This window comes from Nocardia sp. NBC_01730, assembly GCF_035920445.1.
Taxonomy (GTDB): Bacteria; Actinomycetota; Actinomycetes; order Mycobacteriales; family Mycobacteriaceae; genus Nocardia.
In genome coordinates, this window is record NZ_CP109162.1 from 6268091 (window position 1) to 6291382 (window position 23292).

Annotated in this window: 18 protein-coding genes; 7 read left to right on the forward strand and 11 right to left on the reverse strand. The window is 67.8% G+C overall.

Annotated features, from left to right (window positions below):
* Window positions 1-307 precede the first annotated feature (307 nt).
* The gene (locus tag OHB12_RS26270; RefSeq protein ID WP_327111633.1) at window positions 308-3895 is read left to right on the forward strand and encodes a protein kinase domain-containing protein; all 3588 of its coding nucleotides are present in this window, start codon (window positions 308-310) and stop codon (window positions 3893-3895) included.
* A gap of 1 nt (window position 3896) precedes the next feature.
* Here the strand turns inward: OHB12_RS26270 and OHB12_RS26275 are convergent, their stop codons facing one another.
* Entirely contained in the window at window positions 3897-5213 is a 1317-nt protein-coding gene (locus OHB12_RS26275) for a class I SAM-dependent methyltransferase (RefSeq protein ID WP_327111634.1), read from the reverse strand.
* A complete protein-coding gene (locus tag OHB12_RS26280) occupies window positions 5210-6721 on the reverse strand; it encodes an FAD-binding oxidoreductase (protein WP_327121484.1) in 1512 nt (503 codons plus the stop codon). The genes OHB12_RS26275 and OHB12_RS26280 overlap by 4 nt, the downstream gene beginning before the upstream one ends.
* A gap of 207 nt (window positions 6722-6928) precedes the next feature.
* Here OHB12_RS26280 and OHB12_RS26285 point away from each other — a divergent pair, with 207 nt between their 5' ends.
* Window positions 6929-7363, forward strand: coding sequence for an SRPBCC family protein (locus OHB12_RS26285; RefSeq protein WP_327111636.1), 435 nt, complete (start codon window positions 6929-6931; stop codon window positions 7361-7363).
* Window positions 7364-7433: 70 nt separating this feature from the next.
* Here OHB12_RS26285 and OHB12_RS26290 read toward each other — a convergent pair whose 3' ends face one another.
* Together OHB12_RS26290 and OHB12_RS26295 are read right to left on the reverse strand one after the other, a co-directional pair.
* Window positions 7434-8246 carry a MerR family transcriptional regulator gene (locus tag OHB12_RS26290; protein ID WP_327111638.1) on the reverse strand — a complete coding sequence of 271 codons (813 nt, stop codon included), beginning with the start codon at window positions 8244-8246 and terminating at the stop codon, window positions 7434-7436.
* Window positions 8247-8295: 49 nt separating this feature from the next.
* Complete coding sequence (locus tag OHB12_RS26295) at window positions 8296-8877, reverse strand: hypothetical protein (protein ID WP_327111640.1); 582 nt, start codon at window positions 8875-8877, stop codon at window positions 8296-8298.
* 230 nt (window positions 8878-9107) lie between these two features.
* Here OHB12_RS26295 and OHB12_RS26300 point away from each other — a divergent pair, with 230 nt between their 5' ends.
* Both OHB12_RS26300 and recR read left to right on the forward strand, forming a co-directional pair.
* Window positions 9108-9440: a YbaB/EbfC family nucleoid-associated protein gene (locus tag OHB12_RS26300; protein ID WP_327111642.1), complete on the forward strand. Its 333-nt coding sequence runs from the start codon at window positions 9108-9110 to the stop codon at window positions 9438-9440.
* Window positions 9441-9455: 15 nt separating this feature from the next.
* The gene (recR, locus tag OHB12_RS26305; protein ID WP_327111644.1) at window positions 9456-10064 is read left to right on the forward strand and encodes a recombination mediator RecR; all 609 of its coding nucleotides are present in this window, start codon (window positions 9456-9458) and stop codon (window positions 10062-10064) included.
* Between the two features lie 113 nt (window positions 10065-10177).
* On the opposite strand, the gene OHB12_RS26310 is transcribed toward recR, so the two are convergent.
* Entirely contained in the window at window positions 10178-10822 is a 645-nt protein-coding gene (locus tag OHB12_RS26310; protein ID WP_327111646.1) for a hypothetical protein, read from the reverse strand.
* A gap of 22 nt (window positions 10823-10844) precedes the next feature.
* The gene (locus tag OHB12_RS26315) at window positions 10845-11051 is read right to left on the reverse strand and encodes a hypothetical protein (protein WP_327111648.1); all 207 of its coding nucleotides are present in this window, start codon (window positions 11049-11051) and stop codon (window positions 10845-10847) included.
* Between the two features lie 257 nt (window positions 11052-11308).
* On the opposite strand from OHB12_RS26315, the gene OHB12_RS26320 reads away from it, so the two are divergent.
* Both OHB12_RS26320 and OHB12_RS26325 read left to right on the forward strand, forming a co-directional pair.
* Window positions 11309-14293: a circularly permuted type 2 ATP-grasp protein gene (locus OHB12_RS26320; RefSeq protein ID WP_327121486.1), complete on the forward strand. Its 2985-nt coding sequence runs from the start codon at window positions 11309-11311 to the stop codon at window positions 14291-14293.
* Window positions 14290-15204 (forward strand): transglutaminase family protein, encoded by a 915-nt coding sequence (locus OHB12_RS26325; protein WP_327111650.1) that lies wholly within the window; start codon window positions 14290-14292, stop codon window positions 15202-15204. The genes OHB12_RS26320 and OHB12_RS26325 overlap by 4 nt, the downstream gene beginning before the upstream one ends.
* A 46-nt stretch (window positions 15205-15250) precedes the next feature.
* Here OHB12_RS26325 and OHB12_RS26330 read toward each other — a convergent pair whose 3' ends face one another.
* From OHB12_RS26330 to OHB12_RS26345, 4 genes are all read right to left on the reverse strand, one after another.
* Window positions 15251-15961 (reverse strand): type 1 glutamine amidotransferase, encoded by a 711-nt coding sequence (locus OHB12_RS26330; protein WP_327111652.1) that lies wholly within the window; start codon window positions 15959-15961, stop codon window positions 15251-15253.
* A complete protein-coding gene (locus OHB12_RS26335; protein ID WP_327111654.1) occupies window positions 15958-17196 on the reverse strand; it encodes a Mur ligase family protein in 1239 nt (412 codons plus the stop codon). Before OHB12_RS26335 ends, OHB12_RS26330 begins: the two co-directional genes overlap by 4 nt.
* 199 nt (window positions 17197-17395) lie before the next feature.
* Window positions 17396-19171, reverse strand: coding sequence for an FAD-dependent oxidoreductase (locus OHB12_RS26340; RefSeq protein WP_327111656.1), 1776 nt, complete (start codon window positions 19169-19171; stop codon window positions 17396-17398).
* Between the two features lie 173 nt (window positions 19172-19344).
* Entirely contained in the window at window positions 19345-20307 is a 963-nt protein-coding gene (locus OHB12_RS26345) for an EamA family transporter (RefSeq protein ID WP_327111658.1), read from the reverse strand.
* A gap of 111 nt (window positions 20308-20418) precedes the next feature.
* Between OHB12_RS26345 and OHB12_RS26350 the strand changes: the two genes are divergently transcribed.
* The gene (locus OHB12_RS26350) at window positions 20419-21318 is read left to right on the forward strand and encodes a LysR family transcriptional regulator (protein ID WP_327121488.1); all 900 of its coding nucleotides are present in this window, start codon (window positions 20419-20421) and stop codon (window positions 21316-21318) included.
* Window positions 21319-21542: 224 nt separating this feature from the next.
* On the opposite strand, the gene OHB12_RS26355 is transcribed toward OHB12_RS26350, so the two are convergent.
* Window positions 21543-23264: a MinD/ParA family ATP-binding protein gene (locus OHB12_RS26355; protein ID WP_327111660.1), complete on the reverse strand. Its 1722-nt coding sequence runs from the start codon at window positions 23262-23264 to the stop codon at window positions 21543-21545.
* Window positions 23265-23292: the final 28 nt, after the last annotated feature.

A 23292-nucleotide genomic window follows, 5' to 3' on the forward strand; every position in this document is an offset into this window, starting at 1 on the left:
CCGGTGGCCTGGTAGGCGGCTGTCGCGCGAGTGAAGCAGTCGTAGAAGCACCTCGCGCTGTTCGGGGCATAGCCTGCTTCGTGTCGCGCCGGAAACTGAGCCCTCCGCAGAGCGCTGACCAGCTCGAACATCCTGGTCAGGCAACACGAACCTGTCCTGTTTCGAAACATCTCCCACGAAATCTCGCGCCGCGCTACGTTGGAGTATGCGCAGACATATCGGACACCAAGAGGTTGCCCGGCTGTCCGACGTCGGCGCGAAGCTGGTCGCCGGCGACACCGATTCGATGTGAGTTCGAGGTGATCGCATGAATCCAGAGATGCAGTCGGGCGGGGCGGGCACCGGATCGACTGCGGCCGAAGCGAATACGCAGCGTCAGGCGCCCATCGATATCGGCGACGAGCTCGAAGCGATGGGTCTGTCCGGTGCGGTGGAGATCGGCCACGGCGGGTTCGGCGTGGTGTATCGCTGTATCCAGACCGCGCTCGACCGCGTCGTCGCGGTGAAGGTGCTCTCCTCGGAGATCGACCAGGAGAGCAGGGAGCGCTTTCTCCGCGAGGAGCAAGCCATGGGCAGGCTGTCCGGTCATCCGAACATAGTCGACATCCTCCAGGTGGACGTCACCGCCACCGGAATGCCGCTGATCGTGATGCCGTACTGCAACCGCGGGTCGTTGGAACAGCTCATCCGGGATCAGGGCCCGCTCACCTGGGCCGACTCCCTGCGGGCCGGGGTGAAGCTGTCGGGTGCGATCGAGAGCGCGCATCGAGCCGAAATCCTGCACCGGGACGTGAAACCGGCCAACGTCCTGCTCAGCGGCTACGGCGAGCCACAGCTAACGGATTTCGGCATCGCCCGCATTCCCGGCGGGTTCCGCACGTCCAGCAGTCTGATCACCGGCTCGCCCGCGTTCACCGCGCCGGAGGTGCTCAAGGGCGACGAACCGACCGTGCGCTCCGACATCTACGGCCTCGGCTCGACATTGTTCGCGCTGCTCACCGGGCATGCGGCCTTCGAGAGGCAGGCGGGGGAGAGGGTGGTCGCGCAGTTTCTGCGGATCACCACCCAGCCGGTGCCCGACCTGCGCGCCCAGGACATTCCCTCGGACGTGGCTGCCGTCATCGAGCAGGCCATGTCCCCGAATCCGCGCGACCGCCCGTCCACCGCCTACGAGTTCGGCGAAATGCTGCGGGCCGTGCAGCGTGACCACGACCAGCTGCCCGACGAGATGGCGCTGCTCGACACCAAGCCCGAATCCGAGTCGACCACCGTCGGCGAGCCAACGGCAACGGTGACCAGGTCCCGTCCTGGCGTCACGGCGCGACGCAGCTGGCCACTGACGCTGCGGCCCGCGGTATCGCAGCATTCCGGCGCCACGGGCACGTCCGCGATCACGATGCCCCCGAAACCGGAAACCAAATTCCGTCCGCCGACACCCGCCCGCGAGCCGGTGCCGCGACCGCGCCTGCTCGACATCCTGCGTGCGGGAGGCAGTCGCAGGCTCGCGATGATCCACGCCCCCGCGGGATTCGGCAAGAGCACGGTGGCCGCGCAATGGCGGGCCGCGCTCGCCGAGCAGGACGTGGCGGTCGCCTGGATCGGCGTGGACCACGACGACGACAACGAGATCTGGTTTCTCGCTCACCTCGTCGAATCGATCCGCCGTGTCCGCCCCGACATCGGCAACGGCCTGGTCCAAGTGCTGGAGGAGTGCCCTGCCGACGCCTCCGCGTTCGTGATCTCCACACTGATCGATGAGATCCACGCGAGTGGCAAGACGATCGTGGTGATCGTCGACGACTGGCATCGGGTCGGTGACGCGGGCGTGCACCGCGCGATGAACGCCATGCTGGAGAACGGCTGCCATCATCTGCGCTTTGTCGTGACCAGCCGGGAGCAGTCCGGGCTGCCGACGAGCCGGATGCGCGTGCACGACGAGCTAGTCGAGATCGGCTCGGCCGCGCTGCGCCTGACCGTGGACGAGACGCGGCAGATCCTGGTGGAGCGCAACGGGTTCGCGCTCACCGCCGAGCAGGTGGCCGAGATCCACACGGCCACCGACGGCTGGCCGGCGGCCATCCAGCTGGTGAGCCTGTCGCTGCGCGGCAACGCCGATCCAGCGCAACTGATCGCCACCCTCTCCGGGGGCGACCACGGCATTCGCGAGTACCTCGCCGAGAACGTGCTCGACGCCCTGGAACCGAAGATGCTCGAGTTCCTGATGTCGATCGCGGTGACCGAGCGGATATCCGCTTCGCTTGCCGCGGCGCTGTCCGGTGCGGCGGACGCCGAACAGCTGTTGGAGCAGGCCGAACAGCGTGAGTTGTTCTTGCGGCGCATCGAGCACGACCCCGAGTGGTTCCGGATGCAGCCGCTGTTCGCCGAGCACCTGCGGACCCGGCTGGACCGCGTCCACCCGGGAAGGCTGAAGTCACTGCACCGCAAGGCTTCCCTCTGGTACGCCGAGCACCAGTCGCTGCGCAAGTCGGTCGATCACGCGCTGGCCGCGGCCGATCTGAAGATGGCGCTCGACCTGCTCGAGAGCGGCGGCATGGACCTGATCGACGGATCCCGCCTCGCCACGCTGCTCGGCAGCGTGTCGAAATTGCCGATGCAGCAGGTGGCTTCGCGCTCCAAACTGCTGATGGCGGTGGCGAGGGCCAATGTGAACCTGCAGCAGTCCGGCGCGGCGCGCAACGCGCTCGGCAGGCTGTCGAACATCCTGGCTCGCGGTTCGTCCACCGACGCCGATGTGTATGTGCAGCGCTGCCAGGCCATGGTGCTCGCCGCGACGGACCAGATCGCCCGCGACCACACCGAGGGCGTGCTGGATCGGGTCGCCGACTGCCTGCAACGACCGGAGGAGCTGCCCGCCTGGACGGTATCGACCGCGGCGAACGTGTCCGCGTTCGTACGGCTGTGCGAGTTCGACTTCGAGGGCGCGCGGCAGATACAGGTATGGGCCGAGGAATACCACGCGCGCTCGAAAGACCCGCTCAACATGGTCTTCGGTCTCTGTTGTCAGGGCGATGCCGCCTACGAGCAGCTCGACATCCAGACGGCCACTCGGTGCTTTCAGCAGGCGTGGGAGACCGCGCGGGCGCGTTCGGGCCCGCACTCGCACGCGGCGCGTGTCGCCGCTGCTCTGCTCGGCGAAGTGAACTACCGGCGCGGTGATCTCGACGCCGCCGATCGGCTGCTCGACGAGAGCCACGAGCTGGTCACCAGGGTGGGCACGGTGGACTTTCTGATCTCCACCTTCGTCGTCGGCGCCAGGGTCAAGGCGGTGCGTGGCGATCTGTACACGGCGGCCATTCGGCTGGACGAGGGTGCCCGCATAGCCACCGACAACCGGCTGGTCCGGCTCGGCGCGCACATTCGCGCCGAACGGCTGCGGCTCGGTCTGCCGCTGGACGCCGTGGACCGGCAGTACACGGACCTCACCGAGTCGACGCCGCTGCAGGCGATCCACCGGATGACCGGCGCGGCAGTGCTCGCCGCCGAGTCGGAGGAGATCGCCGCGATCCGCGCGCTGCTCGCCGAACGCCGGGAAGGCTCCGACGACCGGGCAGTGCGCAGGGCCCGCGCGCTGCGCGGCCACATGCTCGAGAAACACCGGCCGCGCGCACAATTGGATGCCGCGCTACTCCTCGCCGAATGCTTGGCCGCCTCCGGCTGGGTCGGCGAGGCCACCAACCTGCTGCTTCCCGCTGTGGCGACCTGCGCCGACCTCGGATGGACCAGGCCGCTGCTGGACGCGGGGCCCGGTGTGGTGGGCATCCTGCGTGTGCTGCGCGGCGATCTGCCCGCGGCGGCGACCCACGTCGGTGACACCGAACTGCCCGCCCTGTTCCTGGATGAGGTCCTGAACGGGGCGGGCAGCGGGGCCTACTGAATTACGACTGCCACCACGGGCGCAACGGCACGGTCCAGTCGCCGTCCTCGGGCAGCTTCACGCCGAGCACCTGGTGCAGCTGAACTACGTTGCGCTGGAAACCGAGTCGACAACCGGCCATGTACAAACCCCAGACCTTCGCGGTGCCCTCGCCGACCTCGGCGACGCAGGCGTCCCAGTTGGCGACCAGGTTCTTGCACCATTCGTGCAGGGTCAGCGCGTAGTGCTCGCGCAGGTTCTCCTCGTGCAGCACCTCGAGCCCGGTGTTCTGGATCTCGGAGATGATCCGGCCGGAACCGATCAGCTCACCGTCCGGGAACACGTAGCGGTCGATGAAGTCACCGGCCTTGGTGGTGCGGGTGTTGTCCGGGCGGGTGATGCAGTGGTTCAGGAATAGGCCGCCGTCCCGCAGCTTGCTCTTGATGTAGTCGAAGTAGAACGGGTAGTTGTGCACGCCGATGTGCTCGGTGAGCCCGATCGAGGACACCGCGTCGAAATTGCCCTCCGGCACGTCGCGGTAGTCGGAGTGGCGCACCTCGGCGAGGTCGGACAGGCCGTCCTCGGCGATCTTCTGCCGCGCCCAGTCCGCCTGCTCGGCCGACAGCGTCGCGCCGATGACCCGGACGCCGCGTTTGGCCGCGTAGCGCACCATGCCGCCCCAGCCACAGCCGATGTCGAGCAGTCGGTCGCCTTCCTTCAGCCGCAGCTTCTCGAAGACCAAGCGGTACTTGTTCTCCTGCGCCTCCTCCAATGACCGGCTCTCGTCGCCGTAGACCGCGCAGGTGTAGGTCATGGACGGGCCGAGCACGTGCTCGTAGAAGGCGTTCGATACGTCGTAGTGGTGGTGGATGGCCTCGGCGTCACGGGTCTTGGAGTGACGCAGGCCTTCCATGGCGATGCGGCGCCAGCGTGGCAGGGTCTCCTGCGGGGGCGGCGCTATCGGTTTCAGCCGCTCCCAGCCGAGCGAGCGCGCGATGGCTACGAGCGCCAACGCGGACGGGCGGCGGAACTTCAGCTCGTCCAACGCCTTCAGGATCTCGTACGGGTCGCCAGGATGCGTGCCGCCTGCGGTCATGTCGCCCGAGATGTAGGCGCGGGCCATGCCGAGATCGCCAGGAGCGGTCGCCAGGTAGTTGATGCCGCGGGGCGTCTTGATGTCCAGCGCGAACTTCGAATCCTCCGGTCCGGTCGCGCTGCCGTCGTAGGCCGTCAGCCGGATCGGGATCGTGCCCTCGATCAGGGTCGCGAAGATCTCGGCAATGCTGAGCTTGGCTCCGAGGTCCGCGAAGACGTCGGAACGGTCCTTGAATGTCGTCATTTGCGTTGCACCGCCTTCGAATACAAATCCAGCAAACGTTGGTCTGGGTCGTAGCGTTTCTTCAGTTCGGTGTAGGTGTTTCCGCCGTACAGCGCCGCGAACTCATCCTCGTCGTAGAAGGAATCCGAGTACAGCGACTTATGCCCGTCGAAATCGGTCACCGTGCGCTCGATCGCGCGGTTGGCCGCTCCTTCTCGCTGCCCGGGGACGGTGGGGACGGCCGACCAGAACCCGACGTTCACGTAGGTCCGGTTCGGCTCCAAGGGATATAGCGGCCACGTCCGCGAAGCGGCCGCATCGAGCCACGTCCGCGAAGCGGCCGCATCGAGCACAGCGTGGGCGTCCGTTGGCCTTCCGGTGTCGCGCAACCGCAGCGGGCACAGCCAGATCGGCTCGATCGGAATCTCGCGAAGGAACCATTCGACGAAGTCGGCAGTGCGCTCCACCGGCACTTCGATGTCCTGTACCACACGCTCACGCGGTGGATTGCCCTTCCGGGCCTCCAGCCTGTCGCCGATGTCGTACTTGCGGTCCAGTGCCACGAGCTTCCAGTAGAAGCTGCTGCGCCGGTAGCGCTTCGGCCAGAATCGGCGGATCTTCGGGTGCTGCGTGCCGAAGGCGCGCGAGCACCAGAACCAGTCGGTGTCCCAGCGCCACAGGTAATCGTGGATGGTCAGCCGGTCGCGCTCGATGCCTGCGGAGCGGCCGGAAGACGCAGCGGCGTCGTGCCGTATCGATCGGTAGAAGATCTCCATTCCGGTGTAATCGCTGACCGGGCCGGGCTCGTCGGTCCGACGACCGAGCGTCAGGTAGCTCTCGTCGGCGGTGAACACGACGCCGTCCAGGTAATCGACCTGTTCGCCGTCGTAGGACCGGTCCGTGACGATCGCCGCGAGGGTCGCCTCCAGCTCGCGCAGATCGTGAAAGCGCACGTGCCGCAGGGCGACGTAGGGCGGCACCTGCTCCAGTTCGATCTTCAGCCGGACGGTGTAGCCCAGCGTGCCGTAGGAGTTCGGGAAACCGCGGAACAGAGGGGCGTGTTCGTTGTCCGGTGTGGCGGTGAGGATCTCGCCCGCACCGGTCAGCACGTCCATTTCCAGCACCGACTCGTGCGGTAGGCCGCTGCGGAACGACGTGGACTCGATGCCTAGCCCGGTGACCGCACCGCCTAGTGTGATCGTCTTGAGTTGCGGAACGACCAGCGGCGCCAGCCCGTACGGGAGCGTGGCCGCCACCAGTTCCTCGTAGGTGGTCATGCCCGCCACGTCGGCGGTCTTCGCGATCGGGTCCACCGCGATGACCTTGGTCAGGCCCGACACATCAAGTCCGGGTGCGGTGTTCTTTGTTCTGGCCCGAAAAAGATTTGAAGTCTTTTTCGCCAGTCGGACGTCGGCGTGCTCGGGTATGGCGCGGTAACTCGCCAAGAGGCGGTCCACGCCCGCTCGATACGCGGCAAATCCTGATTCGCGTGCGGCCGGTGCGTGTCCGGCCTTCCCCAACAGACTCACTGCCACCCCTCGACGCTAGTACGGACGATTTGGCGGGGCTACCGCGAGGGCACGGTCACGGGAGAAATGTCACGCATATGTTGCGAAATGGAATACCGAATTGTCTGGAGAAGTTCGCCACACGGCGCGCCCTGCGTGCTTTCCTTTGGCGTGGACAGGGCAGGATGGAGGCCGGTCGAGACACCGCATCCGGACAAGGAGCTCATTGTGGGACAGGTCAGCGCCAGTAGTTCGATCGTCGTCGCGGCGGAGCCGCAGCGCGTACTCGAGGCCATCGCCGACTACGACTCGGTGCGTCCGCGCATTCTCTCCGCGCACTACCGCGACTACAAGGTTGTCGAGGGCGGCAAGGGTGCCGGTACCGTCGCGGAGTGGACGTTGCAGGCCACCGAGAAGCGTTCGCGCAACGTGCGCGCGGTGGTTTCGGTGTCGGATTCCATTGTCACCGAGAGTGATTCGAACTCGACGCTGGTGAATACCTGGACCGTCACCTCGGACGGCCCCGGAGCGCAGGTCACGTTGCGCACCACCTGGAAGGGCGCGGGCGGCGTCGCGGGCATCTTCGAGGGGATCTTCGCGCCGCTGGGTCTGAAGAAGATCCAGGCCGAGGTGCTCGCGAACCTGCAACGCGAACTGGCCTGATCCGCCGAGTACGCCGACAGCCCGGCGCCGCGATGGCGCCGGGCTGTCTTGCGTCAGGGGGTTTCGTGGTTCACCGCAGGCCGATCGGCCAGCAGACTTCGGTCCGGTAGGTGGTCGGATCGTCGGAATGGTCCGGGCCGTGCGGATAGAGCTCCCTGATCGGCTCCGGCAGCGCGATGTCGTGTTCGGCAACATGACTGCCCAGCGCCCCGTAGGTGCGGTCGAAATCGACGAACGGCCCGTCGTGCACGGCGACGGCGAAACGGCGAGTGGGCAAGTTGACAACCGAAAGTCCTTGTGGCAGGGCAATATTCGCGTCGGCGATCGGAATGAATGCGACGACCTCGCCTTCGTCCTCTTCGAAGAACTCGGTGGAATACGTCGCGCCCGCGACACCGACGGGCGCGATATCCGCCGCGGCCAGCCCCTGATACAGCATCGGGAACGTCGAGGCACACCAGTCGCCGATCTGTGCCTGTGGCACCACCGCGCCGACGGCGGCGGCCCGGAACGCCGGGATCGTGCGGTACGTCACGGCGACCGGCGGCGCCGGCGTCAGCAGCGCACGCAACGACGCCACCACCACGCGGGTGCGGGTGAGTTCGGCCTCCATCCGCGCCAGATGCGCACGCAGCGCTTCGTCGCGGACGCCCTCGTCCGGCGCGGCGAGCACCGCTCGGATCTCCGGGAGCGGCATGTCCAATCCCCGTAGCCGCCGGATCAGCTGCGCCTGCGCCACCTGCGCCGTCGAGTACCGCCGGTAGCCCGAACTCGCGTCGACGTCGATCGGCGTGAGCAAGTCGATCTCGTGGTAGTACCGCAACGTCTTCACTGTGAGCTGACTCAGCCTGGAGAACTCCCCGATCGGGACGGTCGCTGTCATGGCCCCAGCCAACACCCTCCCGTACCGGGAGGGTCGAGAACGGCGGTTGCTAGGCGAGCATGAAGGTCAACAACAGGGTGGTCTGGAACGCGCCGCGCCACCACGAGTACCCGAACCAGACGCCGGGTGTGATCTCGCGGATCTCGTCGTAGACCTGCGGTGTCGGCGAGGGAGCGTAGTCGAGCGCCCAGGTCGGTCGGCCGTCGGTCAGGGCGGGCGCGCTGTAGACGTCGGCCTGCCAGGCCTCGATGCCCGCGCCCGTGACGCGGTTGGTCAGGTAACCACCGTCGGGGCCGGTGTAGAAGATCTTGCCGAGCCACAGGTTGGGCGCGATGTCCTCCATGACCGGCGGGCTGGTTACCCAGCCGTCCTTTACGCCCACCGGGACCGCGCCGAGGGGCGCATCGCGGAAGATGGAAACCTGCTGGTCGGCCGAGCATCGGAAGCGCAGCGAATCAATGGTCATAGCCTTGTCGTCCGGGTAGAGCACGCAGCCGTCGCCGTAGTCCATGACGGCCTGGGTGATATCCGAGTCGGCGGAGGCCGTGGGGCCGCTGACGCCGAGGAAGATGGTGGGCGCGCCCAGCATGAGCACCAGGGTGCTCAGCCGACGTGCTCGGTATGTGCTCATCGCTTTTTCTCCACAATCGCCAAACTGGTCTCCCGACCCACCTTTCGATGGTAGGGACGATCTTGGTCGGGCATAACCCGAACTACCCAACCTGTTACCAGGCGTTGCCCCGAAGAAACCAGGACTGTTCGGGCCTTCGACCGGTGGGCCGGCACAGCCGATGCCGCGCTGGGTACCCGGTGCGGCAGGACTAGGCTGGCCGATAACCCTTCCGCAGAGAGGAACATCCCGTGCAGCCCGGTGGTCAGTTCGATATGCAGCAGTTACTCGCCCAGGCGCAGCAGATGCAGCAGGCGGTGATGGAAGCGCAGGCCGATATCGCGGCGACCGAGGTGGAGGGCGCGTCGGGCGGCGGCCTGGTGCAGGTCACCATCAAGGCGACGGGTGAGGTGGTGTCGCTGACTATCGACCCGAAGGCGGTCGATCCCGACGACGTGGAGACCCTGCAGGATCTGGTGATCGGCGCGATCAACGACGCGATGGCCAACGCGCAGGAGCTCGCCTCCGAACGGCTCGGGCCGCTCTCGGGCGGCCTTGGCGGCGGTTCGCTGCCCGGTTTCTGAGCGAGGACGCGGCAGTTGTACGAGGGTCCGGTGCAGGATCTGATCGACGAGTTGGGCAAACTGCCCGGCGTCGGTCCGAAGAGCGCGCAGCGCATCGCCTTTCATCTCCTTCAAGTGGAGTCGCCGGAGATCGATCGGCTGCAGGCCGCACTGCAGAAGGTGCGCGACGGCGTGCAGTTCTGCGTGGTGTGCGGCACGGTCTCCGACGGCGAGCTGTGCCGTATCTGTGCCGACCCGCGCCGTGACCGCACCATGATCTGCGTGGTCGAGGAGCCCAAGGACGTGCAGGCGATCGAGCGCACCCGGGAGTTTCGTGGTCGCTACCATGTGCTCGGCGGCGCGCTCGATCCGCTCAGCGGCGTCGGCCCCGACCAGCTGCGTATCCGGGAACTGTTGGCGCGCATCGGAAATCAGGAGGATGGCGTCGACGTCTCCGAAGTGATCATCGCGACCGACCCGAACACCGAGGGCGAGGCCACCGCCACCTACTTGGTCCGGATGTTGCGCGATTTCCCCGGCCTGAGCGTGACCAGGCTGGCCTCCGGCCTGCCGATGGGCGGCGACCTGGAGTTCGCCGACGAGCTGACGCTCGGCCGTGCGCTGTCCGGGCGTCGCGCGCTGTAACCCGCCGGAACCGGCGCGCGAGCCCACCGCCATGCCTTCGTCGGCCGCCTGGCCGTCCAGAACCCGATGAGCGACCGCGGTCTCGCACCGGTCCGGTTCCCCGGTGCGAGGGGTTACAGGTCGAGGCGGGACCAGGGGAGGGTTTGCAGGCAGGTGCGGTCGTCGTTGGCCCAGCCCCAGATGAGGCTGGCTACGGTGGTCGGGTCGGGGACGGTGGTGCCGAAATGCCGGTCGGGGGACCCGTCGCGGTATTCGAGGGTGTACGCGCCCGACCTCTCCCGGTAGGTCTGGATGTAGAACTGCTCGCCGCGTTCGACGACCAGGTACGGGTTCGGTAGTTCGAGTTCGGAAACCCACTGGTCGACGAGCGCTTTGGTGAGATAGGGAAACTCGCCCGCGCCCCCGTGGGTGACGGTGGCGGGCACGTGACCCGCGGGATCCATCAGCCAGGCCAGTTGCGGGTCGTAGACGGCATAACCATGTGGCGTCGCGAGTTCGAACAGGAGGTGGCGAACAAAACCGATGGCGTCGTATGGGCATGGCACGTGCAGCACTGTCCCCGTCGGGGCGCCGCCCACCGGAACAGTGCTGAGGAAACTGTCCTCATCCGGTAGTTCCGCGTCGCGTCTGTTCAGCTCGGCCGCGATCTGGGCGACCACTCCCGACTCGGGGACCCCCTGCTGGGTGCTCAGGTAGGCGTCGACCTCGGCGATCGACGACGCGACACCGGACGGCAGCAACACGTGGTCATAACTCACTCGGCACAGGGTACGGAACTGCTCAGCTGGGTCGGCTGGCCACGTCGGCACTGATGCACCGGCAGCTGCCCGCAAGGGCCCCGCAATCGACGACGAAGGTGTGCCGGGCGTGGTTCAGATCGATGCACTCCTCGTCGGTGCATTCGGCGATCCGGTTGACGTGCACGATCAGAGTGCCGTGGCAGTGGTCGATGGTGGATTCACAGGACAAGCAACTTGATATTCGCATATCACCTCCCGGATGAGATCGGTTCGTTATCCGGTCATACCACCCTCGCTGTACAGGTGGTGTGACCTGCGCCCGTGTGTCGAGGCAAATGTTTGGCGAATCGGTGCCGAATGGACCTTTCTGGCTACGTGCGAAAATGGCGGCACGGTACACCGACGCGGGTGTGCCTGGCATTCCCGATTCGCGCCGGGCTTGTATCGCCTGGTCAACAACCTAGAGATACGTCTGGCAGCGGAAGTGAGGTCGGCACGGTGACAATGCGCGAGGATGCGCCGCGGGAGAAGGAAACCCGTCAGAGTGTGCGCGAGCAAGTGGTCGAGCAATTCGCGCGCTACCGCACGGAGGGCGACGACACCGCCGCCTACGACGAATGCGGTCTCCCCACCGACGGCTACCACGACGAACTGGTCGATCCAGGTGGCCAGGTGCGGACCATGTGGTCGGAGCTGTCCGCCGATTTCGTCGAACTGGGCATCAGCGGTCTCGGCAGGCTGGACAACAGGGTGCGCAGACTGATCGAGGACGACGGCATCACCTACACCGAGGTCGGGGCGGTGGAGAACTCCACTCCGACGCCGTGGCGGCTCGATCCGATCCCGCTGCTGGTCTCCGCGGACGATTGGGCCCGGTTGGAAGCCGGGCTGGTGCAGCGTTCCCGGGTGCTCGACGAGGTGCTCACCGATATCTACGGCCCGCGCAGGACACTCGTCTCGGGGCTGCTTCCACCGGAGGTGGTGTTCGGCAACACCGGTTACGTGCGAGCCGCGCACGGCATCACGGTGCCGGGACGGCATCAGCTGTTCCTGCACGCCTGCGATGTCAGCCGTTGGAGCGACGGGCAGTTCCGTGCGATCGCGGACTGGGCGCAGGCGCCGTCCGGCGTCGGTTACGCATTGGCCGATCGCCACGTCGTGTCGACGGCGGTCCCGGAGGCGTTCGAGCATTCCAATCCACGCCCCCTGACACCCTTCGCAAGGGCCATGCGATCGATGCTGATCGAGTCGGCACAGACCGACGACGACCCGGTGGTAGTGGTGCTCAGTCCCGGTGCGCATTCCGAGACCGCGTTCGATCAGGCCTATCTGGCGTCGAAGTTGGGTTTTCCGCTGGTGGAGAGCGTGGATCTGGTGGTGCGGGACGGTGCGTTGTGGATGCGATCGCTCGGTACGCTCGAGCGGGTCGACGTGGTACTGCGGCGGGTGGACGCCGAGTTCTCCGATCCGCTCGACCTGCGGTCGGATTCGCGGCTCGGCGTGGCGGGACTCGTCGAGGTGCTGCGTCGTGGGGCGGCGACCGTAGTGAACACGCTCGGCAGCGGACTGCTGGAGAATCCGGCGCTGGCCTGCTTCCTGCCAAGGCTGTCGCGCGCGCTGCTCGGCGAGGATCTGTTGCTGGAGAGCGCGGCGTCGTACTGGGGCGGTGAGGACAGCGAGCGCACCCATCTGATAGCGAACATGGACAAGCTGATCATCCGCTCGGCGGTCGACGGCACCACGGTCTTCGGACCGGGGCTGACCCGGGATCAGCGCGACGAACTGAAGGCCAGGATCGACGAGCGCGGGTGGCAATGGGTCGGCCAGGAACCGGCGCAGTTCTCCGTCGCTCCCGCGGTGCGGGGCTACGGTGGACTCGCCGCGGCGCCGGTCGCCATGCGGTTGTTCTCGCTGGCCCGCCGTGCCGGCTACACGGCGATGTCCGGCGGTCTCGGCCAGTTGCGCCGGCGCGCGATTCCCGACCGTGCGGTGCTCCAGATCGCCGCCAAGGACATCTGGGTTCGGGCCGCGCCCACGCCTGCCGCCGCGATCGGCACCGAGCCACCGCACGAGGAACGCGAACGGCGCGGCGTCCCGGTCGTGGAGGCGGTTCGCTCCCCGCGCGTCCTCAACGACCTGTTCTGGATGGGCCGCTACAGCGAACGCGCCGAGGCCGCCGCCCGCCTCCTGATCGCCACTCACGGCTGCTACCAGGATTTTCATTACCGGCCCTGGCTGGAGGGCGCGGACGCGCTGCCGATTCTCTTTGCCGCCGTGGCTCACACCACCGCCACCGTCGCGCCGACCAAGGTCCTGTTCGTCTCGGAGTCGAAAACTCTTGCAGTGCAACAGAATTCCGCGCGACATGACGCCGATGCTGTTACGGGCGATGCGGCCTCGAATGCTGCGGCAGCCAACCAGTCGCATTCGTCGGAACGAGCGGGTTCTGGCGCTGCCGATGCACCGTCGTCACAGGGTCGGGCGCAGTCCACTGCGGAAGGTCATGCCGGCGATGTCGGTTCGGTTGCGAAGCCGACAGGGCCTCGGCAGGAGGATGCGCGCGAGCGGGAACCGGGTATCCGCGCATCGAATGCCGACGAAGAGGCGAAACCGTCGAAAGTCTCCGGAGCCGAGCCGGCCGTGGCCAGGGTCGAAGCCGTGGCCGATCGGCCCGCGGTCGAGGAAGCCTCGCGGGCGGGACATGACTACCTTGTGGCGCTGACGATCGATCGGGAGTCGCCCGGATCGCTGGCTTTCGCGATCGATCGGTACGGCAGTGCGGCGCGCGCCGTGCGCGACCAGCTGTCGGCGGACACCTGGATGATCCTCAGCGCCGTCGATCGGGCACTGGCCGAGTACCGCGGAGCGACGGGGGACCAGGAGGCCGAGCTGTCGGAGGTGCATTCGCTGACCCTCGCCGCGCTGCTCGCGCTGTCCGGAATCGGCGCGGAGTCGCTGGTGCGCGATACCGGGTGGTACGTCATGGACATCGGCAAGCGGATCGAGCGCGGGCTGGCCCTGACCTCGGTGCTGTCGGCCGCGCTCACCCGCAAGTATTCGGAGGAGATCGAGCGGGTGGTCACCGAATGGGTGCTGCGCGCCACCGAGTCGTCAGTGAGTTATCGTCGGCGACATCGGGATTCGGTGCGTATCTCGGCGGTGGCCGGACTGCTGCTTTTCGACACTGGCAACCCGCGGTCGCTGGCCTACCAGCTGGACCGGCTCGATGCCGACTTCCACGCGCTGCCCGGCACATCGGCATCGTCGCGCCCGCAGCGGTTGCTCGCGGACGCGCAACGCATGCTGCGCCGCCTCGATCCCGACGACCTCGAGGTCACCGACGAGGACGGAAGGCGAACCGAACTGGCCGAACTCCTGGAGGGGGTGCACTTTCGGTTGCGCAAGGTAGCCGAATCATTCGAGACCACGAAACTGTCGCTACCGGTTGGCATCCAGCCGCTGTGGGGTAGTACGCGGGTTGTCGGATGATCGGCCGCGACAGTCCCACCCGGCGCTACCTCGTGCGGCACCGCACCGCGTACTCGTATTCCGACGAGGTCACCAGCTCCTACGGGCGTGCGTACCTGACGCCGCGTGACTTCCCCGGCCAGCGGCTGCTCGCGCATGACATCCACATCGACCCGGCGCCGTCGGATCGGTCGATCGGTGCGGACGTGTACAGCAACACCACCTCCTATTTCCACGTGACCGCGGAACATCGCAACCTCGTCATCATCGGCGAGTCCCTCGTCGAGGTGGACGCGCCCGACCGCGACCCGACCGGACCTGCCGTCGAGCCGTGGGAGCAGGCCCGCCCGACCAGCGCGAACGGACCGCTCGCCGTGGAATTCACCCTTGACCTGCACCCGCCGGAGGTCACGCAGGAGGTCGTCGCGTACGCGGCCGAATCCCTCACTCCCGGTCGGCCGCTGCTAGCGGCGGTGGCCGAGCTGAACAGCCGCATCTACACCGATTTCACCTACCGGTCCGGAGCTACCACGGTGTCCACCAAGGTGACCGACGTGCTCGCGGCACGCTCGGGCGTCTGCCAGGACTTCGCGCGGATCGGCGTCGCCTGCCTGCGGTCGCATGGTCTCGCCGCCAGGTACGTCTCGGGCTATCTGGCCACCGACCCGCCGCCGGGCAAGGAACGCATGATCGGCGCCGACGCCACGCATGCCTGGTCGTCCGTGTGGGTGCCCGGCGACGACGAGCGCGACCGTGCGGGCCGCTGGATCGACTTCGACCCCACCAACGACCAGTTCGGCGACGAGCGGTACATCGTCGTCGCATGGGGTCGTGATTACGCCGATGTGCCTCCGCTGCGCGGGATTATCTATACCCACGCGAAAGACAGCGCGATTACGGTTTCGGTCGATGTCTCTCCGGTGGCGGTGTAGCAGGCACGGTGAACTGATTCGGCCTTACCGGTCCGGACGCCGCGGCTCAGGCGCGCAGGCGTTCGCGGCGCAGCTGGTCGACTTCGGGAAGCTCCAGCGGCGCCAGCTCGGTGACCTCGAGCGCGCGCATCAGCAGCAGGTCGGCCAGTTCGGGGTTGCGGGCCAGCGCGGGGCCGTGCATGTAGGTGCCGATCACCGATCCCTGCACGACGCCCTCCAGCCCATCACCGACCCCGTTGCCGACGCCACGGGTGACCCGGGCGAGAGCGGTCGCATCGCCGCCGAGCTTGGTTCCGCCACGGTGGTTTTCGAAGCCGGTGAGCGAAGTGGCGAGCCCGGGCAGCAGCGGAGTCGTGGTCACCTCGCCGATGGCGCGATTGTGCTGCGGCGAGGTGGTGACGTCGATCAGTCCGACGCCGTCCACCCGCTCACCCCCCGAGGTCTCGTACCACTGGCCGAGCACCTGGATGGCCGCGCAGATCGCCAGCACCGGAGCACCTTTCGCGGCCGCCTGCTGCAAGCCGGGGTAGCGGCGCAGGTGCCGGGTGGCCAGACGCTGCGCGGAATCCTCCGCGCCGCCGAGGGTGTAGATGTCCAGCGACTCCGGAACCGGTTCGGGCAGTGTGATTTCGACGATCTCGGCGTCGTAGCCGCGCATGCGCAGGCGCTGGCGCAGGACGAGCGCGTTGCCGCCGTCGCCGTAGGTACCCATTACGTCCGGCAGCACCAGACCGATGCGAATTGTCGACTGGCTCATGCCGTCCGCTCCTCGAGGTCACGGTTGAGATCACGGAACGCGGTGTAGTTCGCCAGCACCTCGACATGGCCCGCGGGACAGGAGGTGATGGCATGCAACGGATCTGGCACCGTGGTGTGCTCGACGCCCGCGTAGGTGAGTCGGACCGCGAGGTCGGTGGCCCGCTCGCCCGCTGCCACCACCTGAACGCCTTCGAAGTGTTCGAACCGCACGTCCCACAGCCAGGACAGATCCTCGCCGTCGGGTACCTGGCCGTTCACCGCGATCACCAGGCCCGCCGAGGTCGGCTCGATCATCGACAGCGCCTCCTGCCAGCCCGCCGGGTTCTTCGCCAGCAGCAGACGGGCGTCGTGCTCGCCGACCTGCACCGTCCGGTAGCGGCCCGCGATCTCGCGCACCGTGCCCGCGGCCGCCACGGCCTGCCCCGCATCGGCGCCGAGCGCGACCGCCGCTGCCACCGCCTGCGCCGCGTTGCCGCGGTTGGCCCGGCCGGGCAGGGCCAGGTGCAACGGGAACCGCAGGCCCGCCGGGCCGACCAGATCGTCACCGTCGAGCCACCAATCCGGTTCCGGCCGTTCGAAATCCGTTCCGGTGCTGCGCCAGTGCGCGCCCTCCCAGATGATCGGCTCACCGCTGCGCGGACAGCTGGTCGCGTCCATCGCCCATCCGCTGCCCGCGGCGACCCATACCACGTTGGGATGGTCATAGGCGATAGAGGTGATCAGAACGTCGTCGCAGTTCGCGATCACCACGGTGGCGGGGTGCTTCGCCAGGCCCGCGCGCAGCCTGCGCTCGATCATGTTGATCTCGCCGACCCGGTCGAGCTGGTCGCGGCTGAGATTCAGCAGCACCACCGCCGAGGGGTTCAGCGAGTCGGTGACGTGCGGCAGGTGCAGTTCGTCCACCTCGATCGCGGCCAGCGGCGCGCGCCGGTGCGCGTTGAGCGCGGCGACGATGCCCGCGTCCATATTGGCGCCGTCGGCCTGGGTCGCGACCTCGCCGAGCGTGCTTAGCGCCGCGGTGGTCATCCTGGTGGTGGTGGACTTGCCGTTCGTGCCGGTCACGAGCACCGTGCGACGCTGACGTCCGAGCTGGTCCAGCACCGTCGGGTCGATCTTCAACGCGATCAGGCCGCCGATCATCGAACCCTTGCCGCGACCCGCCTTCTGCGACGCCCACGACGCCGCGGCCGCTGCCGTCAGCGCGAGCCGGCCGCGCACCGATATATCTGCCACGTCGCGAGTCTATGTTCGCCCCGAGATCCGGGCGCGTCGCGGTCCAGTGGTCTGGCCCACGCCGGCTCAGTCGCGGGAGAGCGCGGCTTCGTAATCCTCCGGCGCGTAGTAGCGCTCCAACTCGTCGACCGTCTCGGTGATGTTCGTCTACGCCTCTTCGACCAAGCAGGTGTGGTGCGGCCAGAGGTCGTCGGCGGAATCAGATCGGCAGGTCGAACAGGTTCGGCTGTCCCGCCGCGTACCGGTCGGCGTCGATTCTGCGCAGCGCTTCCAGTTCGGGCGCGCGGTAGAGCGTGAACATCCGACAGCGTTCCGCGTTCGAGCCTGCCGCGTCGAGCAGCGCGTTCACCGCGGCGCGTGCGGATTCGTTGGCGCCCTCCATGGTGGCCAGATCGACGTTCGTGCGCACGTAATCGCCTGCCAGGAACAGGTTTTCCAGCGTGCCGTGCGGTTCCGGCCGGTGCTCCCACGAACCGGCCGTGTTGATCAGCAGGGGGTCGGCGTTGGCGTTGCGCCGCTGCCCCTCCTGCCACGTGATGCCCGGGTCGAGGAACCAGGAGTGCAGGTCGGTGTCGCGTAGCACCTCGCCGCGATCGTCGAGATGGGCCGTCATCTGGGCCCAGGCCTCACGGGCGACCTCCTCGTGCGTGCACTCCTTGGCCGTCTTGCCGAACAGCATGCCGGGGGAGTTCCAGTCGGAGATGTCCACCGACAGGCAGTCCTGCACGGTGCCGTCGCCGAACTCGGTGAGTTTCCGGCTCCACATCTGGTTCTGGGCGATCGAAGTGAGCGACCACGGCGCGTCGATGTAGGCGGTATGGCCGCGGGAGATGTCGGCCGGTCGGCGCAGATAGAACTGGATGCCGTTCATCCAGTCGGTGAAAAGACCATCCATCGCGGCCAATTCCGGCCACACAGCCAGTACTTGCGGTGACCACAGCGTGCGAGCCTGCTCGGCGGACAGCGCGACGACGAAGTAGTCGGCGTCGACGGTGCGATGGACGCCTGTCTCGTCCACGATATGTGCCGCGGTGATCCTGCGGTCACGCACCTCCAGCCCGCGGACCTCGGCGCCGAGTGCGAATCGCCCGCCGAGATCGCGGATCCGCGCGACCCATGGATCGATCCAGACCGCATTGGTCGGGCCGTTCAGCACCCGGTCCAGCGCGCCGTCGTTGCCTATCTCGAACGGATTGCCGAGGAACTGCTCACCCATGGTGCCGATGGTGCGGACGCTCGCCACGTCCTCCTTCGCGGCGACCATGATGCTGGTGAGGGTGCGCGAGAGCAATGCGCGGAACTCGTGCGAGCGCGCGTGGCCGCCGACGAAGTCGCGCCAGGACGTGTGCTCCCACTGGCCGTGGCGGCGGGCATCACAGCTGGTGTTGAAGACCAGCAGCCGGTCGGCGAAGTAGAGCCCCTCGTTGGCAGGCATTTTCAGCGCGGTGGCCAATGCCGCGCCGAGTGTTTCGCGGAAGCTTTCCGGGCTGAACCCGGCGCGGGCGTGCGGACCGATCGGGACGCGGAAGTCATCGCCGTCGCGCCGGGCGAACCGCGCCTCGGGTGCCGGGACAAGATTGTTCCAGACGCCGTTCGGGTTGTCCTGGAACGGGATTCGGCGCATGGTGTCCGGCACGTGTTGATAGAAGCCGGGGAAGAAGCGAAAACCGTGCTCGCCGGGTAGGTCCGGTCTTCCTCCCGACCCGGTGCCGGGCACCGGAACGCTGCGCGCTTTGCCGCCCCACGCGCGTCTGTCGTAGATCGTGACCTGGAATCCGCGCTCGACCAGCTCGTGTGCCGCGGTCAGTCCGGCGACACCGCCACCGAGTACCGCGACCTGCCTGCCGCCTGGACTCGCCGTGGCCTGCGTCGGTCTCAGCCCGCTTGCCGTCAGCGCCCCCGTTGTTGCTACCCCCGCTGCAACCGTTCCACGAAGCAGTGCCCTCCGCGATACGGTCCATCGATTTTCTGCCACGCTGATCTGCTGCCTAGCCTCTGGACCAAATTCTCACGCCGAGCAATACTGTAAGGCGGCAGGCCCTTCGGTCCACATCGACCCCGCAAACCGATAGGTGGACATGCGGAATAGGTGACGTGGACCACAGCATCGGGATTCCGAGGGCGCCTGCGCGGTACGAGTGCGCCTACTCAGCCCGCTGCCGGTCGGCCCGAAGCGACGAGTGTTTTCGTCGTCGGCGGGGCGGTGCCCACCGCGGCGTGCGCCTCGGCCGTGCGCGGCTTGTTCGAGGTGGCGGCGAAGGCGCCCGCGATGACGACGCCGCCGCCGACCAGCGACAGCAGGGTCGGGGTCTCGCCGAGGAAGACCCAGGCGGCGGCGATCCCGATGACCGGAACGAGCAGGGAGAAGGGCGCGACCATCCCGGCCGGGTAGCGGCCCATCAGGTAGGTCCACAGCCCGGTGCCGACGACCGTGGCCAGGATGGCGATATAGCTCAACGCCACCAGGGCAGGCAGGCCCGCGAGCGAGAACGAGTCGGCCACTGCGCGCAGGCCGGTGGTCGGCCCTTCGGCGAACGCGGAAAGGGCGAACATGGGCAACGGCGGAACGGCGGTGGTCCACAGCATCAGGTGCAGCGGGTTGACGCTGGGAGATTCGGTGCCTGCCAGGCGCGCGCCGATATTGCCGAATGCCCAGCCGAGCCCGCCCGCCAGGGTCAGCAGCACCGGCAGCAGGGTGGCGTGTTCCAGCCGGTCCCAGCCGATCACCGCCATGCCCGCGACCGCGACGGCGATGCCTGCGGTCTGCGCCGGCCGGATCCGCTCACGCAGGAATAGCGCGCCGAGCAGCACGGTGAACGGCGCGGAGGATTGCAGTACAAGCGAGGCGAGCCCGGTCGGCATCCCCACCCGCATCGCGGTGAACAGGAACGCGAACTGCAGGATGCCGAAACCGGTGCCGTACAACAGGATCCAGCGCACCGGGACGCGCGGGCGCGGGATGAACAGCAGCGCGGGGACCGCGAGTACAGCGAAGCGCAGTGCGGCGAAGAAGAATGGCGGGAAGTGGTCGAGCCCTACTCGGATGGCGAGGAAATTGAGCCCCCAGAGCAGGACGACGGTGAGGCCGAGCAGGCGGTCGCGATTGGTCACATCCGCTATCGTGGGTCCGATGAATCATCAGAACAATCGAATAAATATGGATCATCGATGTAGCATTACTTAATGGTTTTGTCAGCCGAGCCGGCCACGCCCGGGCCGCCGATGGCACTGGAGCGACTGCGCGTGCTGCGTGAGCTTGCCGATCGTGGAACCGTCGCGGCTGTCGCCGCCGCGCTGTCGATGACTCCGTCGGCGGTGTCGCAGCAGCTCAAGGTACTGGCCAGGGAGGCGGGCGTCGCCCTGCTCGAACCCGACGGAAGGCGGGTCCGGCTCACCGATGCGGGCCGCGCGCTGGTGATGCGCGCCGACGAGGTGTTCGCGGCTATGGATCGCGCGGTCGCCGAAATGGCGCACTATCGCGGCTCGCCGCGTGGCCGGGTGCGCGTCGCGGTGTTCCCCTCGGGCGGCGCGTTGCTGCTGCCGCACGTGCTGCCCGGCCTGGCGGACAGCGGTGTCGACGTAGTCGCACGGGACGAGGATGTGCCCCCGTCCGATGTGGCGCGGCTACTCGCCGACTACGACGTGGTGCTGACCCATCGCGACGAACGCGCCGCGCCGATCGCCGACCCGCGCGTCGCGACCCGGGTGCTCATGCGCGAACCGATCGATGTCGTCGCGGCGCCCACGCATCGGCTTGCCGGTCGCACGGCCGTCACGCCGGAGGAACTGGCCGACGAGACGTGGCTGAGCGTACGTGGCGGTTTCCCGGTCGACGACGTGCTCCGCTCGATCGCCACCATAACCGGAGTTCAACCGCGAATTGCACAGCGACTCAACGATTTCCGCGTCATCGAAGCCCTGGTGGCCACGGGCTACGGTGTGGCGCTGATGCCGCGCTACGCGGTGGGAGATCCGGATCTGTCGGTGCTGCGCCTCTCGGATGTCCGCGCCGCCCGCAGGTACGAACTGGCGACCAGGCCGCGTGCCGACAACCGTCCGGCCATTGCCGCCGTGCTCGCGGCCTTCGAGTCGGCCGCTGCGATCGTGACGGCGGATGCTTGATGGACCCAGCCGGACTGTGTCCGCCGGCTGCCTGCCGCCCGGGCCGAGCGAAGGCAGCCGCAGATCAGACGCAGCCGGACTGTGTCCGCCATCAGCCTGCGTCAGGCGGGGTGAAGGCGAGGCAGCCGCCTGGCCAGCCGACGTCGACGACACGCTGCTGTGCAGCGGAACTCGCGACCTGCGACTGGGTCCGCTTGCGGGGCGTCGGACCGGTCGAACCGGGATCACATCCCGGGCGGCCCCTGGTACCGGTAGGGATGCTGCGGCTGCGAGCCGATGTACTCGAAGTCGTCGGCCACCATCGCAGCCAGCTCCAGCAGCGCCCGCTGCGTCGGCTTGCTCACCAGCTCGAGGTCGATCTCCGCGCCCTCGGCGAGGTGGTCGTCGAACGGCACCACCTGTACCGCGCGGGTGCGGTCGAGGAACAGCTTGCGCAGCTGGTCGAGGTCAACGGTGGACGCGCCGCGCCGTGAGGCGTTCACCACCACTACGGTGCGCTCGACCAAGTTGCGGTACCCGTGGTGGTCGAGCCAGTCCAGCGTGGCCGATGCGCTACGCGCGCCGTCGATCGCGGGCGAGGTGACCAGCACGAGCGAGCTGGCCATGTCCAGCACGCCCGCCATCGCCGAGTGCATCAGGCCGGTGCCGCAGTCGGTCAGGATGATGTTGTAGAACGACTGCAGTACGCCGATCGCCTTGCGGTAGTCCGCCTCGCTGAACGCCTCGGAGACCGCCGGATCCTGTTCGCTGGCAAGCACTTCCAGTCGGCTCGGTGCCTGCGAGGTGTGCGCCCGCACGTCCGAGTACCTGGTGATGTGGTCGTCCTCGAGCAGGTTGCGCACGGTGGAGCGGGTCTGCCGCGGCACCCGGTGCGCGAGCGTGCCCAGGTCGGGGTTGGCGTCGATCGCGATGACCCGGTCACCGCGCAGCGACGCGAATGTAGAGCCGAGGCCGACTGTGGTGGTGGTCTTGCCGACGCCGCCCTTCAGCGAGAGGATCGCGATCCGGTAGTCACCGCGGACCGGCTGGTTCACCCGCTCTACGAGGTCGCGGTAGACGAGGTCGGCCGCCGACTCACCCGGGTTGATCATGCCGCCGGAGGCCTTGTGTACCGCACGGCGCCACCCGCTGCGCGGCGACCTGCGGGCCCGTTTGAGCAGGTTCAGATCATTCACCGAGTGTCCCGGCTGGCCGGGCTGCGGCACATGCTGCGGCTGGAACGGCTGCGCGGACTGGTGCGGATTCGGTCCGCCTTGCCCGCCTTGCCAACTCAGCCCCGGAGGCTGTCCGATCGGAGGCGGCGGCTGATACGAGGGTGGCGGTTGAAGCGAGGGCGGCGGCTGATGCGAGGGCGGCGGCTGATGCGTCACCGGCGGAGGAGGCGGCGCCCAGCTGTAGATCGGGCCGCTCGGCTGATCGGACTGTGGCGCACCGGCTTCCGGAGGTGGGGCGTCCTGGGGCGCTCGCCGCACCAAGCCGTCATTGCCGATCTCCTGCTGGAAGTACTCGTTGTAACCGGAGTTCGGCCCCTGCGGCTCCGTCGGCGGGGGACTGGGCTGGCTACCGCTCGGGCCGGATGACGGCTGGAACGCGCCGGCCGCGTACGGCTCCGCTGGAAACGTCGGCTGCGCGTACGGTCCGGAGTTCGGCTGGGCGTACGGGTCATACGATTCGGGTCCGAGCAATGGGCCGTAGCCCTGTGCGGGACCTGCGGTCTGCGGGTAGGCCGTGGTCTGGTCGATCGAACCCTGCGGCTCGGGCGGTCCCTGATCGGCGTCCGGCTGGTCGGGCGCATCCGCCACGTCGGTTTCCTTCGCTTCCGCGCCGCCGGTTTGCTCGGTCGACGGGTCGGCGGCCGATGACTCCGCCCCGGTGACGTCGGCCGTGTCCACGGAATGACTCTGCAGCCAGGGCGGAGAGGTCGGGTTCTGGTCGTCTGGTGTCACGGTTCCCCCATCTGCTCGGGAATTCGAG

What these genes read in the sequence shown, in the direction of transcription:
- OHB12_RS26270 (WP_327111633.1), top strand. Translation starts at nt 308, where the DNA reads ATGAATCCAGAGATGCAGTCGGGCGGGGCGGGCACCGGATCGACTGCG.
- OHB12_RS26275 (WP_327111634.1), bottom strand. Translation starts at nt 5,213, where the DNA reads ATGACGACATTCAAGGACCGTTCCGACGTCTTCGCGGACCTCGGAGCC.
- OHB12_RS26290 (WP_327111638.1), bottom strand. Translation starts at nt 8,246, where the DNA reads ATGACAGCGACCGTCCCGATCGGGGAGTTCTCCAGGCTGAGTCAGCTC.
- OHB12_RS26295 (WP_327111640.1), bottom strand. Translation starts at nt 8,877, where the DNA reads ATGAGCACATACCGAGCACGTCGGCTGAGCACCCTGGTGCTCATGCTG.
- OHB12_RS26315 (WP_327111648.1), bottom strand. Translation starts at nt 11,051, where the DNA reads ATGCGAATATCAAGTTGCTTGTCCTGTGAATCCACCATCGACCACTGC.
- OHB12_RS26320 (WP_327121486.1), top strand. Translation starts at nt 11,309, where the DNA reads ATGCGCGAGGATGCGCCGCGGGAGAAGGAAACCCGTCAGAGTGTGCGC.
- OHB12_RS26325 (WP_327111650.1), top strand. Translation starts at nt 14,290, where the DNA reads ATGATCGGCCGCGACAGTCCCACCCGGCGCTACCTCGTGCGGCACCGC.
- OHB12_RS26330 (WP_327111652.1), bottom strand. Translation starts at nt 15,961, where the DNA reads ATGAGCCAGTCGACAATTCGCATCGGTCTGGTGCTGCCGGACGTAATG.
- OHB12_RS26350 (WP_327121488.1), top strand. Translation starts at nt 20,419, where the DNA reads ATGGCACTGGAGCGACTGCGCGTGCTGCGTGAGCTTGCCGATCGTGGA.